This window comes from Paracoccus sp. NFXS7 (assembly GCF_040148865.1).
Classification (GTDB): Bacteria; Pseudomonadota; Alphaproteobacteria; order Rhodobacterales; family Rhodobacteraceae; genus Paracoccus; species Paracoccus marcusii.
The window spans coordinates 580,922-595,975 of record NZ_JAKEKV010000001.1 but is presented as its reverse complement, the minus strand read 5'-3'; the positions used below and the strand labels follow the sequence as shown (position 1 = coordinate 595,975).

13 protein-coding genes and 1 other RNA gene are annotated in these 15,054 nt (G+C 67.1%); 5 read left to right on the top strand and 9 right to left on the bottom strand.

Annotated elements, in window-relative coordinates; genetic code table 11:
- Window positions 1-5: 5 nt before the first annotated feature.
- Together LZ686_RS02965 and LZ686_RS02960 are read left to right on the top strand one after the other, a co-directional pair.
- Window positions 6-2,198, top strand: a complete 2,193-nt coding sequence (locus LZ686_RS02965) for a methyl-accepting chemotaxis protein (protein WP_349546942.1) — start codon at window positions 6-8, stop codon at window positions 2,196-2,198.
- A gap of 138 nt (window positions 2,199-2,336) precedes the next feature.
- Window positions 2,337-3,017, top strand: coding sequence for a spermidine synthase (locus LZ686_RS02960; protein WP_349546941.1), 681 nt, complete (start codon window positions 2,337-2,339; stop codon window positions 3,015-3,017).
- 33 nt (window positions 3,018-3,050) lie between these two features.
- Here LZ686_RS02960 and LZ686_RS02955 read toward each other — a convergent pair whose 3' ends face one another.
- Both LZ686_RS02955 and ssrA read right to left on the bottom strand, forming a co-directional pair.
- Entirely contained in the window at window positions 3,051-4,517 is a 1,467-nt protein-coding gene (locus LZ686_RS02955) for a methyl-accepting chemotaxis protein (protein ID WP_349546940.1), read from the bottom strand.
- Window positions 4,518-4,625: 108 nt separating this feature from the next.
- Window positions 4,626-4,982: a transfer-messenger RNA gene (gene ssrA / locus LZ686_RS02950) on the bottom strand.
- A gap of 57 nt (window positions 4,983-5,039) precedes the next feature.
- On the opposite strand from ssrA, the gene LZ686_RS02945 reads away from it, so the two are divergent.
- Window positions 5,040-5,312: a PepSY domain-containing protein gene (locus LZ686_RS02945; RefSeq protein WP_084693624.1), complete on the top strand. Its 273-nt coding sequence runs from the start codon at window positions 5,040-5,042 to the stop codon at window positions 5,310-5,312.
- A 58-nt stretch (window positions 5,313-5,370) separates the two neighbouring features.
- Here the strand turns inward: LZ686_RS02945 and LZ686_RS02940 are convergent, their stop codons facing one another.
- Genes LZ686_RS02940 through ectA form a run of 4 tightly spaced genes read right to left on the bottom strand, consistent with a single transcriptional unit; the run spans window position 5,371 to window position 9,071 of the window.
- Entirely contained in the window at window positions 5,371-6,789 is a 1,419-nt protein-coding gene (locus LZ686_RS02940) for an aspartate kinase (RefSeq protein WP_349546939.1), read from the bottom strand.
- Window positions 6,789-7,178, bottom strand: a complete 390-nt coding sequence (locus tag LZ686_RS02935) for an ectoine synthase (protein WP_127898845.1) — start codon at window positions 7,176-7,178, stop codon at window positions 6,789-6,791. The genes LZ686_RS02940 and LZ686_RS02935 overlap by 1 nt, the downstream gene beginning before the upstream one ends.
- A gap of 5 nt (window positions 7,179-7,183) precedes the next feature.
- Complete coding sequence (gene ectB, locus LZ686_RS02930; RefSeq protein ID WP_349546938.1) at window positions 7,184-8,479, bottom strand: diaminobutyrate--2-oxoglutarate transaminase; 1,296 nt, start codon at window positions 8,477-8,479, stop codon at window positions 7,184-7,186.
- 55 nt (window positions 8,480-8,534) lie between these two features.
- Complete coding sequence (gene ectA / locus LZ686_RS02925; RefSeq protein WP_349546937.1) at window positions 8,535-9,071, bottom strand: diaminobutyrate acetyltransferase; 537 nt, start codon at window positions 9,069-9,071, stop codon at window positions 8,535-8,537.
- 217 nt (window positions 9,072-9,288) lie between these two features.
- On the opposite strand from ectA, the gene LZ686_RS02920 reads away from it, so the two are divergent.
- Window positions 9,289-9,792 carry a MarR family winged helix-turn-helix transcriptional regulator gene (locus LZ686_RS02920; protein ID WP_045998853.1) on the top strand — a complete coding sequence of 168 codons (504 nt, stop codon included), beginning with the start codon at window positions 9,289-9,291 and terminating at the stop codon, window positions 9,790-9,792.
- Here LZ686_RS02920 and gnd read toward each other — a convergent pair whose 3' ends face one another.
- The 3 genes from gnd to LZ686_RS02905 all read right to left on the bottom strand — a co-directional run bounded on the left by gnd (window position 9,793) and on the right by LZ686_RS02905 (window position 12,375).
- Window positions 9,793-11,193, bottom strand: coding sequence for an NADP-dependent phosphogluconate dehydrogenase (gnd, locus tag LZ686_RS02915; protein ID WP_349546936.1), 1,401 nt, complete (start codon window positions 11,191-11,193; stop codon window positions 9,793-9,795). It lies immediately after the preceding gene.
- 37 nt (window positions 11,194-11,230) lie between these two features.
- Window positions 11,231-11,692 carry a PaaI family thioesterase gene (locus LZ686_RS02910; RefSeq protein ID WP_349546935.1) on the bottom strand — a complete coding sequence of 154 codons (462 nt, stop codon included), beginning with the start codon at window positions 11,690-11,692 and terminating at the stop codon, window positions 11,231-11,233.
- 140 nt (window positions 11,693-11,832) lie between these two features.
- Window positions 11,833-12,375, bottom strand: a complete 543-nt coding sequence (locus LZ686_RS02905; RefSeq protein WP_045998856.1) for a biotin transporter BioY — start codon at window positions 12,373-12,375, stop codon at window positions 11,833-11,835.
- Window positions 12,376-12,767: 392 nt separating this feature from the next.
- Here LZ686_RS02905 and LZ686_RS02900 point away from each other — a divergent pair, with 392 nt between their 5' ends.
- Window positions 12,768-15,053: a putative monovalent cation/H+ antiporter subunit A gene (locus tag LZ686_RS02900; protein WP_349546934.1), complete on the top strand. Its 2,286-nt coding sequence runs from the start codon at window positions 12,768-12,770 to the stop codon at window positions 15,051-15,053.
- Window position 15,054 lies beyond the last annotated feature (1 nt).

The following is a 15,054-nucleotide window of genomic DNA, read 5'->3' as shown; positions in this document are numbered from 1 at the left end:
TGATGATGAAGAATACCCGCATCGCGACGCGCATCGCGGCAGGCTTTGGCCTGATCCTGCTGATGCTGGCGGTGCTTGCCGGCTTTACCTGGAACCGGATGGACCGGTTGCAGGCCATCGACGTCCAGGCCCATGATGCCGAGGTGCTTGCGCTGGCGGCGGCGGACATCAATTTCGGCGTGGCTCAAGCCGGTCTGGCGCTGGACGATTTCATGGTTTCGGCCTCGGATGCGGATCGTCAACGGGTGCAGGACGGCATGACCTCAGTCATGGTGCTGGCGGAAAAGGCGCAGGCCCTGGGCAGCCCGCATGCCGGGGCCTTGGTCGCGCTGAAGGAGCGGCATGTGACCGAGGCCGACCAGTTGTTCGACAGCTTCCAGCCGCTGTCTGCGCTGACGGCACAGATGCGCGAGCTGGGCATCACCCACCGCCGCAACATGGAACAGCTGCAGACCCTGTACCAGCAGCGTGGTGATCGCGATGCGGCTTATGCCGCGCTGCAGGCCGCCAACGAATTCCTGGTCGCGCGTGTGCGCATCGACCGCTTTCTGGAAGGCAGCGCCGTGAAGGATTTCGACGACGCGGCCGCGCCCTTCCAAAGGTCACGGCAGGCCTTGTCCGATCTGCAGCCCCGCGTGATGGGCGATGACGCGCGTACCCTGCTGGCAACCACGCTGTCCGGTATCGACGAATACTGGTCGATGGCGCAGCAGAGCCGGACGCTGGAGCTGGTCGTGCGCGACCATCTGGCGACGCTGTCGCTGACCGAGATCGAGGTCCTGGCCGCCGTCGAACGGATCCGCGACGACGCCATGTCCAGCCTTGCCCGGCTGGAGGAGGAGGCAGCGGCGGTGATGGATGCCACGGTGATGTCACTGCTGACGGGGGTCGCGGCCACGATCGTGATCGGCGCAGTCATTGCCGCATGGATATCGCGTGATTTGGGGCGTCGCCTGGCGGCGACGGTCGACCAGACCAACCGGTTGGCGCGGGGCGATCTGGACGTCGAGATTCGCGGAACCGAGGGTCGCAACGAGCTGGCACAGCTGGCCCAGGCCCTGGCGATCTTTCGCCAGAACGCGGTCGAGGCGCGCACCGTGGCCGACGAGGCCCGCCGCCTTGAGAACGAGGCTGCCGCCGCCCGCGATATCGAGGCCCGCCAGCAGGCCCGGGTCGTGCGCGACATCGGTGCCGGGCTGGACAGGCTGGCGCAGGGGGACCTGACACAGCAGATTCCGAACCCGCCGTCGGACCCGTTCCCGGCCGGCTATGACGGGCTGAGAGAGGCGTTCAACAGCGTCGTGTCGAACCTGACCGGCACCATCAACCGCATCACCGACGTCGCCGATCAGGTCCGGGGTGGCGCAAGCGAGATCACCTCCGCCGCGCAGGACCTGGCCTCCCGAGCCGAGACGCAGGCCGCTACGCTGGAGCAGTCCGCCGCGGCCCTGAACCAGATGAACGCCAGCGTCACCTCGACCGCCGAACGCGCGCGCAATGCCGAGCAGGCCAGCCGTCAGAACCGCGACATCGCCGAAACCAGCGCCGAGGTCGTGCGCGACGCCGTGACCGCCATGCGCGGGATCGAGGCGTCGTCCGACCAGATCACCCGCATCATCGGTGTCATCGATGACATCGCGTTCCAGACCAACCTGTTGGCGCTGAACGCGGGCGTCGAGGCCGCCCGTGCCGGAGAGGCCGGCCGCGGCTTTGCGGTCGTGGCCTCCGAGGTGCGGGGCCTTGCACAGCGCGCCTCGGATTCCGCGCGGGAGATCAAGTCGCTGATTTCGCAGTCCGCATCGCAGGTCAAGGCGGGGTCCGCCCTTGTGGGGCGGACGGGCGACAGCCTTGGTCAGATCCTGTCCAAGGCGCATGAGGTGTCGGAACAGATCACCGCGATCTCGCTTGCGGCCAACGAACAGGCGATCGGCTTGGCCGAGGTGAACACGGGCGTGAACCAGCTGGATCAGGTAACCCAGCAGAACGCCGCAGTGGCCGAACAGGCCAACGCCGCCGCCGCATCGCTGCAGCAGCGGTCCGAGGATCTGATCCGCGAGATCGCCGGGTTCCGGATCGGCAGCGGCACCAGCCGGCCCGAGGTGGTCCGCACACGTGCATCGGCGCCGCTTCCCGTGGTCGAACCGGTCCCCCTGCGTGTCGTGGGTGGCCGCGGCGAAGGCCAGATGTTCGAGTTCTGACCGAAGCGACCTGCACCATGTCCGACCCGCGCCGATCCTGTCGGCGCGGGTTTCGCATTGTGGCCATGCCCAAGCGCCTTTCCGGCACGGCCCCGATCGGCTAGATCAGGACCGGGTTACGCAGAATGGGACATCGGCATGCTGCCTTGGGTGCAACTGGCCAGCGCGATCGCGCCGGATGGCGACACGCTGCGGCTGATGCGGCGGGGCGACGAATTCTCGATCAGGCTGCAGGGCGGAAACGAGCTGATGAACAGCCGCTTGGGTGGGTCCGAGGAGGCTCTGGCGACGCTTGCGCTGGACCGGCTGGCCGACCGGTCCGCGCCGCGGGTGCTGATCGGCGGGCTGGGTATGGGGTTCACCCTGCGCGCGGCCCAGGTCGTGGCCAGCCCCCAGGCCCGGCTGATCGTGGCCGAGATCGTGCCCGAACTGGTCGGATGGGCGACGCAGCACATGGCGGCGGTCTTTGGCGGCTGCCTGTCCGACCCGCGGGTTCAGGTGCGGATCGGCGATGTCGGCGCGCAGATCCGTCAGGCCACGACGGCGTTCGACGCGATCCTGCTGGATGTCGACAACGGTCCCGACGGGCTGACGCGGACCGGGAACGATGCGCTGTACGGGACGGCCGGTCTGCAGGCGGCGCGGCGCGCGCTGTCGCCCGGCGGCGTGCTGGCCGTCTGGTCGGCAGAGCCGGATGCCGCGTTCGAACGACGCCTGGCCGGGTGCGGCTTTGCCGTCAGCACGCACGGGGTGCGCGCCGGCGGGTCGGGCCGCGGATCGCGGCACGTGATCTGGATCGGCATGCGGCGGGACGACTGAACCGCGCGCCCGGTGGGGACGCGCGGTGCAAGGTTAGACGGCCTGGCGGTAGGTCTGCTGATGCAGCTGCGGGCGGGGGGCCGCCATCGTGAAGCTGCTGACGATGCGGGTCAGGTCCTTGACCTCTGCGTTCAGCAGGGTGCTGGTGGCGTTGGCTTCCTCGACCATCGCGGCGTTCTGCTGGGTCACGTCGTCCAGGTACCGGACCGCGCTGTTGATCTCGGAGATGCTCAGCGACTGGCGTTGGGCGGTGGAGGACATCTCGGTCACGATCCCTTCGATCTCGTTGAAGACCAGGATGATGTCGGACAGCGCCTGGTGCGTCGCGCCGACCAGCGACACGCCATGTGTCGTCTGCTGGACGCTGCGGTCGATCAGTGTCTGGATGGTGCGCACGGCCTCGGCCGATCGTTGGGCCAGGGCGCGGACCTCGGCGGCGACGACGGCAAAGCCGCGGCCGGCCTCACCGGCGCGGGCTGCCTCGACGCCGGCGTTCAGGGCCAGCAGGTTGGTCTGGAAGGCGATCTCGCTGATCACGCCGATGATCTGGCCCATCTCTCCGGCGCTGGAGGAGACGTCGTCCATCGCGGTGCGTGTCTGATCCATGATCTGGCTGCCATGTGCGGCGACCTGGCGGGCGCGGGCCGCCATCTCCTCCGCCTGGCGGCTGCGCGTGGCGGAATCGCGCACGGCCTCGGTCATCTCGTTCAGCGCGGCGGCGGTTTCCTCCAGGCTGGCCGCCTGCTGTTCGGTGCGGCGCGCAAGATCGTCGGAGGCTGCCGCGATCTCTCCGGTGCCGTTGCCGATCTGGCCGGCGGAATGGCGCACCGATCCGATGATGCTGGCCAGCTGTTCGACCGTTTCGTTGAAGCGGGTGCGGGCCGACAGTTCCGGGTCCAGCCGGGTAGTCAGATCGCCTTCGGCCAGACGGCCAAGGGCGCCCGACAGGGCCTCGAAGGCACGTTGCTGGGCATCCTCGACCTCTTTGCGGCGACCGTCGATCTGGTCCAGATAGGTCGAGATCGACAGGTCGATGTCCAGCAGGGACGCCCGCATCAGGACCGAGATGTCATCGGCCAGGCGCTTGCGGCTGGCGGCGGTCCAGGTGCGGCGCTCGCCCAGCATGTCACGGATCACATAGTCCAGCACAAGGCCATAGCCGCCGATGTACCAACGCGGCTCCAGCCCGATCCGTGCGTGCACTGCGCCGATGCGGCGGACCGACAGCGCATAGTCGGCGCCGAACTCTCCGGATGCGATGCGGGCCCAGTGCTGGGCTTGGCTGCTTTTGGCGCGCTCGGTATGGGCATTGTCGGTGAAATATCGGCGCAGGACGGGGGTCGCCGCGATCTTGGTGTAGAATTCGGACAGGGCAGGGCCGACGCTGGCCGCGATCCGGGGGGCCAGGGCCTTGAGCCGGGCCTGCGCCGGGGCGTCCAGGCCCAAAAAGTCCAGCCTGTCCTGCAGGTGGATCGTGTCGTGGGAATCGGGGTGTGTCACCGCTTGATCCTTTCGCATGGCAAAGGCGGACAAGCGCAGCAATAGACCCCGCGCGTTAAGGAACGCTGAATACCGGACAGGGCGGTTCAAAAATATCAGGGGGGATAAGGTGCAGGATTCTGTTGCCAGGCTCCTGCGGGCCCCGCCTTACGCTGCTAGGCGCAAGGGCTTAGGTTTCGATCTTGCGGACTGCTTACGCAGCCAGCGCGACCGGAGCACGGTTGTCATTGGCAACTGTACGTTTTGCACCGATAACGGTAGTAGCTCACCGAGACAAAGCATAACCCCTTTAGACGTTCGTCGATCCTGTTTCGGCCCCATTCGCCCCCAATGAAGGGTTGTTTGGTGGAGCCGCCGGGTACCGCCCCCGGGTCCGATCCGCTTATTACGAGCGCGTTTATGTCCATAGTCGGAATTGCTTCCGACAGCACCGATATAGGTCATCGGCAGGGATGCGGCAAGGGGTCGGAACCACGGGCCTTGGGTGCGGGTTTGACCGCAGACCCACAACCGGAGAGAACGATGACCTTCCGCACCCTGACCGCCGCCGCCCTGATCCTGTCGCCCACCGCGCTGATGGCGCAGGAGGCCATGCGCGGTGCCCCGCCGGCCGATGCGATGGCCCTGTCCGAGATCGTCGCCAAGATGGAGACCGACCTTTCCGCGGAGTTGGGCTATATCGAGGATATCCAGTGGGACGACGACGGCTATTACGAGGTCGAATACCGCACCCAGGACAACCGCGAGGTCGAGATGCGCGTTGATCCGACGACCGGCGAAGCGATGGCGCGCTGATTGCGTCATCCAGAATGCGAACGGGCGGCCCTTGCGGCCGCCCGTTTCGTTTTGTGCCTCAGGCCACCTTGGCCAAGGGTTGCGCGGTCTGTTCGATCAGCGCGCCGTGCAGGGCCTTGATGCCGGGCGCCAGCGCCGTGCGTTCCAGGATGAACTGCACGTCGACCGGGCGCGGGCCCTGGGTTGCCCCGATGGCCTCCAGCCCCGCGGCCGCCAGCGCGTTCAGCCCGCGGCTGAGCACTGCCAGGCCTTCCAAGTCGCGGCCCACGGCCGAGGCCATGGCCGCCGCCCGCGACGACACCTGCGCCGAAGGATAGCGTTCGGCCAGGTCCTTTTCCACGCGGCGGAGCACCTTGAGGCTGCTGTCGACATAATGCGTGATCGTGTTGGCGTTGGACACCTTGCTGACGATGCGCACGCGGTGGCGGGTCAGCACTTCCAGGATGAACGCATCATAGCCCTTGGCGCCGACCATGTCCTGTTCGAACAGTTCCAGCGCAAAGACGTTCAGACCTGTCACGATCTCCACCGCCGGGGTGGGGGCGGGCTGGTCGTCGATCAGCGTGCCGGGATCGTGCGGCTCGAACGCGTTGGTCACGCGCAGCGGGACGCCGGACTGGCGCAGGGTCTTGGCGGCCTTGGGGTGGATCGCCTCCATCCCCAGGTTCGACAGCTGGTCGGCCACGTCATAGTTCGTGCGGCCCAGCTTGCGCACCGCATCCGCCCCGACCAGGTTCGGGTCGGCCGAGGACAGGTGGAACTCCTTGTGGATGATCGCCTCTCGCGCGCCGGTTAGTGCCGCCAGCCTTGAAAACGTCACCTCGGAATAGCCGCGGTCGAATTCGCGCATCAGCCCCTCGGTGCACTGGGCATAGCCGGTGACGATGGGCATTTCGGTCGCGGGATCGACGCCGGCCATCGCGCCGGTGATGCGTTCCTCCAGCGTGACCTGTTCCGTGTCGCGCCATCCCGACAGGTCGACGAACCGTGCCTGGATGCCCACGCGCTGCAGCATCAGGGTGGTGACGAAGGCGGAATGCGCCTCTCCCAGTCCCGACAACAGTTCACGCGTGTGCAGCATGTGTTCCTCCAGCCGGAAATGGCCATAGGAGCACAGGCGCTGCAGGTCGATCAGGCAGTTGCGCGCCCCGACCAGCCGGTCGCGGACAAAGGCATCGGCGCGTTCCAGATCACCGGGATGATCCAGAACCACCCGATGCGCCTCGATCATCGCGTCGCTGGCGCGGTCCAGCGCGGCCAGCCAGCCGTGATCGCCGTCGCCCGACGCGAAGGCTGCGTAGACGCCCGGCTCTCCGGACTTCTTGTGTTCCAAGAGCAGGTTCGTGATGCCGCCAAAGGCTGACACCACGAAGATGCGGCCATAGGGCGCGTCGCGGTCGGCGATCAGCACCGTGTCGCGCAGCTCGTGCACGCGCGACATCGAGGTGCCACCGATCTTCTCGACCGTATGACCCATCACGCGGTCTCGGCAGGGGCGTAGCTGCCGTCCTCCTGATGCACCTCGGTCCCGGTGACGGGCGGGTTGAAGCAGCAGGCCATGACCAGCGTCTCCTCGGCCCGCAGGATGTGCTTGTCATGCAGGTTCAGCGCATACATTACGCCGGGCGTGATCTCATGCGTCTCTCCGGTGCCCAGATCGGTGATCGAGCCCTTGCCCTGCATGCAGAACACGCTTTCGAAGTGGTGCTTGTAGTGGAACTGGTGCTCCGACCCGGCCTGCAGCGTGGTGATGTGGAACGAAAAGCCCATCCCGTCATCGGCCAGCAGCATCCGGACCGAATTCCATTGCGCGTCTGACACCGAACGGTCGGTGTCCTTCAGTTTGTTGAAATCACGTACGATCATGTGAATTACTCCGCAGCAATCTTGGTGGTGGCAAGGACGTCGCGGGCGGCATCCAGCAGGATGTCGAAGCCACGCGACAACAGCGTGTCGGGGGTGGTCAGCGGGGCCAGGACCTTGACGACCTGATCCTCGTTGCCCGATGTCTCGATGATCAGCCCGCCGTCAAAGGCGCGCTTGCAAATGGCGGCCGCCAGATCGCCCGATCCGACGTCGACGCCGCGCATCAGGCCGCGACCCTTCAGATAGGCGCCGGGCACCAGGTCGGCCAGTTCGGTCAGCCGGGTCTGGATCAGGTCGGCGCGCCGCGCCAGGTCGGCCTCGAACGCGTCGTCGGACCAGAACTTCTCGATCGCCACGCGGGCGGTCACGAAGGCATGGGTGTTGCCGCGGAACGTGCCGTTGTGTTCGGCCGGACCGAAGACGTCATGTTCCGGGCGCACCAGAACCATCGCCAGCGGCAGGCCAAAGCCAGAGATCGACTTTGCTAGCGGCACCAGGTCGGGCATCACGCCCATCTCCTCGAACGAGAAGAACTTGCCGGTGCGGCCGCAACCCGCCTGGATGTCGTCCATGATCAGCAGGGCGCCGTGGCGCTTGGCGATGTCCGCGATGGCGCGGACGAATTCGGCGGACGCGGCGTTCAGGCCGCCTTCGCCCTGCACGGCCTCCAGCATGATGGCGGCGGGGGCGTCGATGCCGCCCGAATTGTCCGACAGCATCTGGTCCAGCAAGGCCGCGCTGTCCAGCCCGTCGGCATAGCCGTCGAACGGCACGCGGGTCACGCCCTGCGTCTCCATCCCGGCGCCGCCGCGGTGGTATCCGTTGCCGGTCGCGGCAAGCGCGCCCATCGTCACGCCATGAAAGCCGTTGGTGAATGCCACGACATTGGTACGGCCGGTCGACTTGCGGGCGATCTTCATCGCCGCCTCGACCGCGTTGGCACCGGTGGGGCCGGTGAACATCACGCGATGATCCATGCCGCGCGGCGTCAGGATGTGACGTTCGAAGGCGTCAAGGAAAGCCGCCTTGGTCGTGGTATGCAGGTCCAGGCCATGCGCGATCCCGTCACCCGCGATGTGGTCGATCAGCGCGGACTTCATGTCCGGATCGTTGTGACCATAGTTCAACGACGAGCAACCGGCCAGAAAGTCGATGTAGTCGCGTCCGTCCGCCCCGGTCATCACCGAGCCGCTGGCCTTGGTGAAGACGGTGGGAATCCCCCGGCAATAGGATCGGGCCGCGCTTTCGCGGCGTTCGAAGATGGCGGTTCCGGGCATGGTGGCGGTCATGTCTTTGGGCATGGGAAGTCCTTTCGCATCATGTGCGTCAGTCTGAATGCTTCGACGGGCAAAGGGATCAGGCGGCGCGGGCCTGATCGGCGTGACGGGGCAGGGTGATCGTGACCATATGCTCGGTCGCGTGCCGTCCGTCGAAATGATCGTGGCGGGTATAGTGAGGATCGTCGCTCAGCCGTCCGCCCTGCTGGCGGGCAAAGCTGCGAAACAGCGCCCAGGACGCGTCGTTGTCGCGGGTGATCGTCGTGTTCAGCCGCTGCGCATCGGCGCATTCGTCGCGTTCCACCAGATGCGTCAGCATCTTGCGGGCCAATCCCAGACCGCGCGCATCCGGTCCGACAGCAACCTGCCACACGAAAAGCGCGTCCTCGTTCGGGATCATGTGCCCCGAGATCCAGCCCACGATCTGGTCGTCCAGCAGGGCCACGACACAGGTGTCGCGGAAATGCTCGGCCTGCACCAGATTGCAATACATCGAATTCTCGTCCAGCGGCTTGCAGGTCCGGACCAGATCCCAGATGGCGGCGCCATCGGTCGGGTCGGGCTTGCGCAGCGTCAGCTGGCGGGGGCGTTCGAGTTCTTGCACGTCTTTGGGCATGGGCGGCGGATCCTCAATTGCTTCGTCCCTCTAACTAGTCAAAACGTGCCTTGGTTGCAACCTTGGCGTGGAAAATACGCGGTATTTCGTCTAAGACCTTACGCTGGCGTGATATTTGGACACGGCCGCGTGACCGCGAGGTTCGCCTGCCGAAATATCAGGTTCCGAAAGCATGCCATATTGCCCTGTTCCGCGCGCTGATGGCATACAGGAGGGCATGAGCCAGCCGCCCGCCATTCCGCGTACCGACGCCGCGCTGATCGCGCTGCGGCGGATCCTGCGCGCCACCGAACATTATGAACGCGACCTTGCCCAGGCCGCCAAGCTGACCCCTGCCAAGCTGCGCGTCCTGCAGATCCTTGCCGGAACCGAGACGCGGTCCGCCATGCCGACCCAGCTGTCGACCCAGATGGGCGTCAGCCAAGCGACCGTGACGGCGCTTGTCGATCAGCTGGACAAGCTGGGCCTGACGCAGCGTCAGCGGTCCAGCACCGACCGCAGGCAGCTGCACGTGATCCTGACGGATGCCGGGCTGGACGCGCTGCGCAATGCGCCCGACGCGCTGCAGCAGCATTTCGTGACCGGTTTCCAGGCCCTGCAGGATTGGGAACAGGCGATGCTGGTCGCATCGCTGGAACGCGTCGCGGCGATGCTGAATGCGCAAGGCATCGATGCATCGCCGCTGCTGACCCTGGGCGACATCAGCCGCCCGCGCGGCTGATCAGGTCGCGCTGCCCCAGGGGCCGTGCGGATCGTCGATCTCGTCCAGGCGCTGGAACCCGTGGGCACCGAAGAAGTCGCGCTGCGCCTGGATCATGTTCGCTGTGCCGCGCGCGGTGCGCATCATGTCGAACCACATCAGCCCGGATGCCAGGGCGGGCAGGGCGTGGCCCGCGGCGATGCCCTGCGACACCACCCGGCGCAGACCCGGCAGCGCGCCTTCGATCAGGTCGGCGAAGAACGGCGCCATGATCAGGTTGCGGGCCGGATCGTCCGCCAGCGCGTCGGCCATGTCGTTCAGCATGGTCGACCGGATGATGCACCCCGCCCGCCAGACACGTGCGATCTCCGGCAGGTCCAGCGTCCAGCCGAACCGTTCCGAGGCGCCCGCGATCATCGTGAAGCCTTGGGCATAGCACAGGATCTTGCCCGCGATCAGCGCCTGTTCCAGATCGTCGGGCGTCAGGTCGACCGCGCCGGGGGCGGCACCGAATCGGGACTGGCCCGCCTGCCGTTCATCCAGGCGAGCGCTGACGTTGCGGGCCATCACCGCAGCCTCGATCACCGGAATGGGCGCGGACAGGTGCTGCGCCTCGATGGCGGTCCAGCGGCCGGTGCCCTTCTGGCCGGCGCGGTCCAGGATCACGTCGGGCATCGCGGCCCCGGTATGCGGGTCCCGCGCCGCGGTGACCCTGGCCGAGATCTCGATCAGATAGCTGGACAGCGTGCCGCGGTTCCAGTCGGCGAAGATATCGGAGATCGCCGGGGCCTCTAGCGTCAGCCCGTCGCGCATCAGGCCATAGGCCTCGGCGATCATCTGCATGTCGGCATATTCGATGCCGTTGTGGACCATCTTGACGAAATGCCCCGCGCCCGCGTCGCCCATCCGTGCGGCACAGGGGGTGCCGTCATCCGCCTTGGCCGAAATGGCGGTCATCACATGCGCCACGCGGTCCCAATCCGCGGCGTTGCCGCCGCCCATGATCGCGGGGCCGTGGCGTGCGCCCTCCTCTCCGCCGGACACGCCCATGCCCAGGAACCGGAAGGGCAGGCCGGCCGCGGCGCGGCGGTTGGTGTCGTGAAAATCCGCATTGCCCGCGTCGATCACCAGATCGTCGGCGTCAAGCAGCGGCGCCAGCGCCTGCAGCTGATCGTCGACCGCCTGTCCCGCCGGGACCATCAGGATGATCGCGCGCGGCGGCGTGATGGCCTGGACCAGCGCCTGCAGGGAATCGGTGGGGATCACGCGGGGGGCCAGATCGCCGGCCTGGGCAGCAAAGCGGTGCGTGACCTCGGTCGTGCGGTTCCACACGGCGATGGGAAAGCCCTTTTCGGCGATGTTCATGGCCAGGGCGGCCCCCATCGTCCCAAGCCCGATCAGCCCGATTTCTGCCTGCGCCATCGCCGTCCTCCTTCGGATAGTTTGGTCGCGGTTTACGCTAACGGCCGGGCGGTGTCACGGGGGCGCGGCCCCGGATGCAGATGAGCGTCTGCAGCCCGGTCGCGACATGGGTCCGCGCGGATCCGTGGACCGCATGGACGTCCAGCTGGCACACGGTCAGCGTCCGGCCCGCCTTGACGACCCGGCCGATGGCCTCCAGCCAGTCGCCCTGCGCGGGGTTCAGCAGGTTCAGCTTGAATTCGGTGGTCAGCACGTCGTCGCCCTGGGCGAACAGCGTCAGCGCGGCATAGCCCCCGGCGCTGTCGGCCAAGGCCGTGGTCGCACCGGCATGAAAATATCCCATCTGCTGGGTCAGTTCCGGCCGGAAGGGAAGGCGCAGCGTGACCTCGGCAGGGCGGATTGCCGCGATCTCGGCGCCAAGATGGCGCATCAGGCCCTGGTCGCGAAAGCTGTCCTCGATGCGGGCGATGGTGTCGGGTGTCAGGGTGGTGGGGGTCAAGCGCTGCTCCTCCTGCTGGCTTGGGCGCAGTCTGGGCGCGGGCGGGGCAGGGGAAAAGCCCCGATGGCGGGGCGGACGCGGGGTCAGCATGCAAAACGGGGCCCGCATGGGGCCCCGTCGCGGTCATTCGGCGGTCTGGTTCAACCGCGGCGGGTGACCGCCTGCAGGGCCAGCGCGCCCAAGGCGATTTTGACCATGTCGCCCAGGATGAAGGGTGCGACGCCCACGGCCAGCAGCCGGTCGGCCGGCACGAAGGCCGACAGCCAGATCAGGCCGGGCACATAGATCGCCACGGTCCCGGCCAGCATCGCCACTGCCCGCATGCCCAGGCCGCGGCCCTGCGCCAGCGCGCCGGTCACGATCATGGACAGGGCCATGCCGATCAGAAAGCCGGTGGTCGGGCCCGCAAGATAGGCCAGGCCCAGCCCGCGTTCCGGCGAACCGGCAAAGACCGGCAGCCCGGCCAGCCCCGCCGCCATGTAGGCCCCCATCGCGGCCAGGCCGAGGCGCGGCCCCAGACCGGCGGCGATGACCAGCACAGCCAGCGTCTGCAGCGTCATCGGCACCGGCCAGAACGGCACCTGCACCTTGGCGCCTAGCGCGATCAGCGCGGCGGCGGCCAGGGTCAGTCCGATCTTGGCGCCAAGGCTTTGTTCGGCGATGCGGTCGCGTGCGAGCAGCATGGGATGTCCCTTTCATCGAGATGTCGCGAATCGAGGGCAGTCTGCTGCGCCCCGGTTGCCGCGCATCAGACCCCAAACGGGGGGGCACGCACAAGCCTTCAGATGACAGGCGCCTGACATGCGGCCGCAAGCCCCTGTCGGCGCGGCATTTTCGATGCTTGAAACGCTGCGCCAAAATGTCGCAATCCGTCGACCGCCGGGGTCACCGGACGGATGCGGCCGGAAACCCGATACCTATTTACAGGGCGCGCGCGCACGTAAGGGCGGCCACCGTGCCCCGATGCGCAATTTTCGGTCGTCAGCGCCGATTTAGCCGCCCCAAGCGACTGTTTTCCGCCGACCAAGGGTGCTAAGCCATCCGCCAATTGCATGCCGCGACAAGGGTTCGAGACATGGCTGACGACTATCCATCGGTGGACCGCGTCATGGGAGGGCCTGCGGGCTGGATCTCGATCGCGTTCCCGACGATCCTGTTCCTGTACTTCCTGGGACTGCTGCCGGAAATCGCGCAAGGCCCGCAGGTCTATGGCTTTGACTGGGTGCCCTCGCTGGGGGTGCAGCTGTCGGTCCTTCTGGACGGGCTGTCGATGACATTCGCCCTGCTGATCACCGGGATCGGCGCGGCGGTCACGCTGTATTCGGCGCGCTATCTGGGCGATCACCCGGATTATCCGCGTTTCGTCAGCTATCTGCTGATGTTCATGGTCGGCATGCTGGGCCTGGTCCTGGCCGACAACCTGATCATGCTGTTCGTATTCTGGGAGATCACGACCATCGCGTCCTATCTGCTGATCGGCTTCAACGCCGACAGCGCGGCGTCGCGCCGGTCCGCGCTGCAGGCGCTGCTGGTGACGGGGACGGGGGGCCTGATCCTGCTGGCCGGCCTGATCGTGCTGGGCACGGTCGCGGGCACGTCGCAGCTGTCGCAGATCGTGACGATGGGCGACATGATCCGCGCGCATCCCTGGTACCTGGGCATCCTGCTGCTGTTCCTGGCGGGCGCGTTCACGAAATCGGCGCAGGTGCCGTTCCACTTCTGGCTGCCCAACGCGATGGCGGCCCCTACGCCCGTATCGGCCTATCTGCATTCGGCCACGATGGTGAAGGCGGGCGTTTTCCTGATGGCGCGCATGAACCCCGCGCTGGGCGGGACGGATGCGTGGTTCTGGATCCTGACGCTGTTCGGCGGGGTCACGGCGGTCTTCGCCTCGGTCATGGCGCTGCGCCAGACCGACATCAAGCAGGTGCTGGCCTATACCACGCTGATGGCGCTGGGCACGCTGACGATGTTCATCGGCGCGGGCACGCATTACGCCATCGTCGCGGCGATGCTGTTCCTGGTGGTGCACTCGCTCTACAAGGCGGCGCTGTTCCTGATGATCGGCATCGTCGATCATGCCACCGGCACGCGCGATGCGGGCGTCCTGGGCGGCCTGTCCAAGGCGATGCCGCTGACCGGGCTTGCCGCCGCGCTGGCCGCGATCAGCATGGCGGGCATTCCGCCGATGGTCGGCTTCATCGGCAAGGAATTCATGTACAAGGCCGGCCTGGGGCTGGACGGGTTCGGCGCGTTCTGGGTGACCGCGATGGCCTTCGCGGCATCGGTCCTGATGTTCGCCGTCGGCGGCATCGTCGCGCTCAAGCCGTTCCGCGGCGATCTGCGCCCGACCCCCACCACCCCCCATGAGGGGCCGTGGGCGATGCTGGCGGGTCCGCTGGTCCTTGGCACACTGTCGCTGATCTTCGGCCTGCTGCCGGGGGTGCTGGGCCACTACCTGGTCGGTCCTGCCACCCATGCCGTCTTCGGAGAGGTCCGCGAGGTGCACCTGTACCTGTGGGGCGGCATCAACATGGCGCTGATCCTGTCGCTGCTGACCTTCCTGGCGGGCTGGCTGGTCTATCGCCGCCATCAGGCGATCCGCGACCGCCTGGCCGCGTTCGAGGCGCGCAGCCCGATCGACTTCGACGCGGGCTGGGACCGTCTGCTGGACGGGTTCAAGGCCTTCGCCGCCTGGCAGACCAACCTGATCCAGACCGGCAGCCTGCAGCGCTACATGGCCGTGATGTTCGCGACCTTCGTCGTGATGGTCGGCGGCTCGTATCTGATCAAGGGCGCGTTCCAGGGCGTGCCGGGCCTGTCGGCCGAGGGCGTGCACCCGATCCAATGGACGGTGCTGGGCCTGATCGTGGCGGGCGCGATCCTGACCGTCTGGACGCACAGCCGCATGACGGCCATCGCCGGGATGGGCGCGTCGGGCATCGGCGTGTCGCTGATCTTCATCATGTTCAGCGCCCCCGACGTGGCCATCACCCAGCTGCTGGTCGAGGTGCTGGTCGTCGTGCTGGTCAGCGTCGTCATGCTGCGTCTGCCCTATCTGCCGCGCCGGTCCAAGACCCGGTTCCGCACCGGACACGCGGTCATCGCGGGGGGCGCGGGCCTGGTCACGACCTTCCTGCTAATGTCGGTGATGGCGACCGATTTCGACCGCCGCCTGACGTCCTTCTTCGAGGCCGCGTCCTATCCCGAGGCGCATGGCCGCAACATCGTCAACGTCATCCTGGTCGACTTCCGCGCCTTGGATACGTTCGGAGAGATCACCGTCGTGGCCATCGCCGCCATCGCCGCGTTCGCCCTGCTGCGCGGTGCCACCCGCCGCAAGCCCGAGGAGGAGAGCTGAG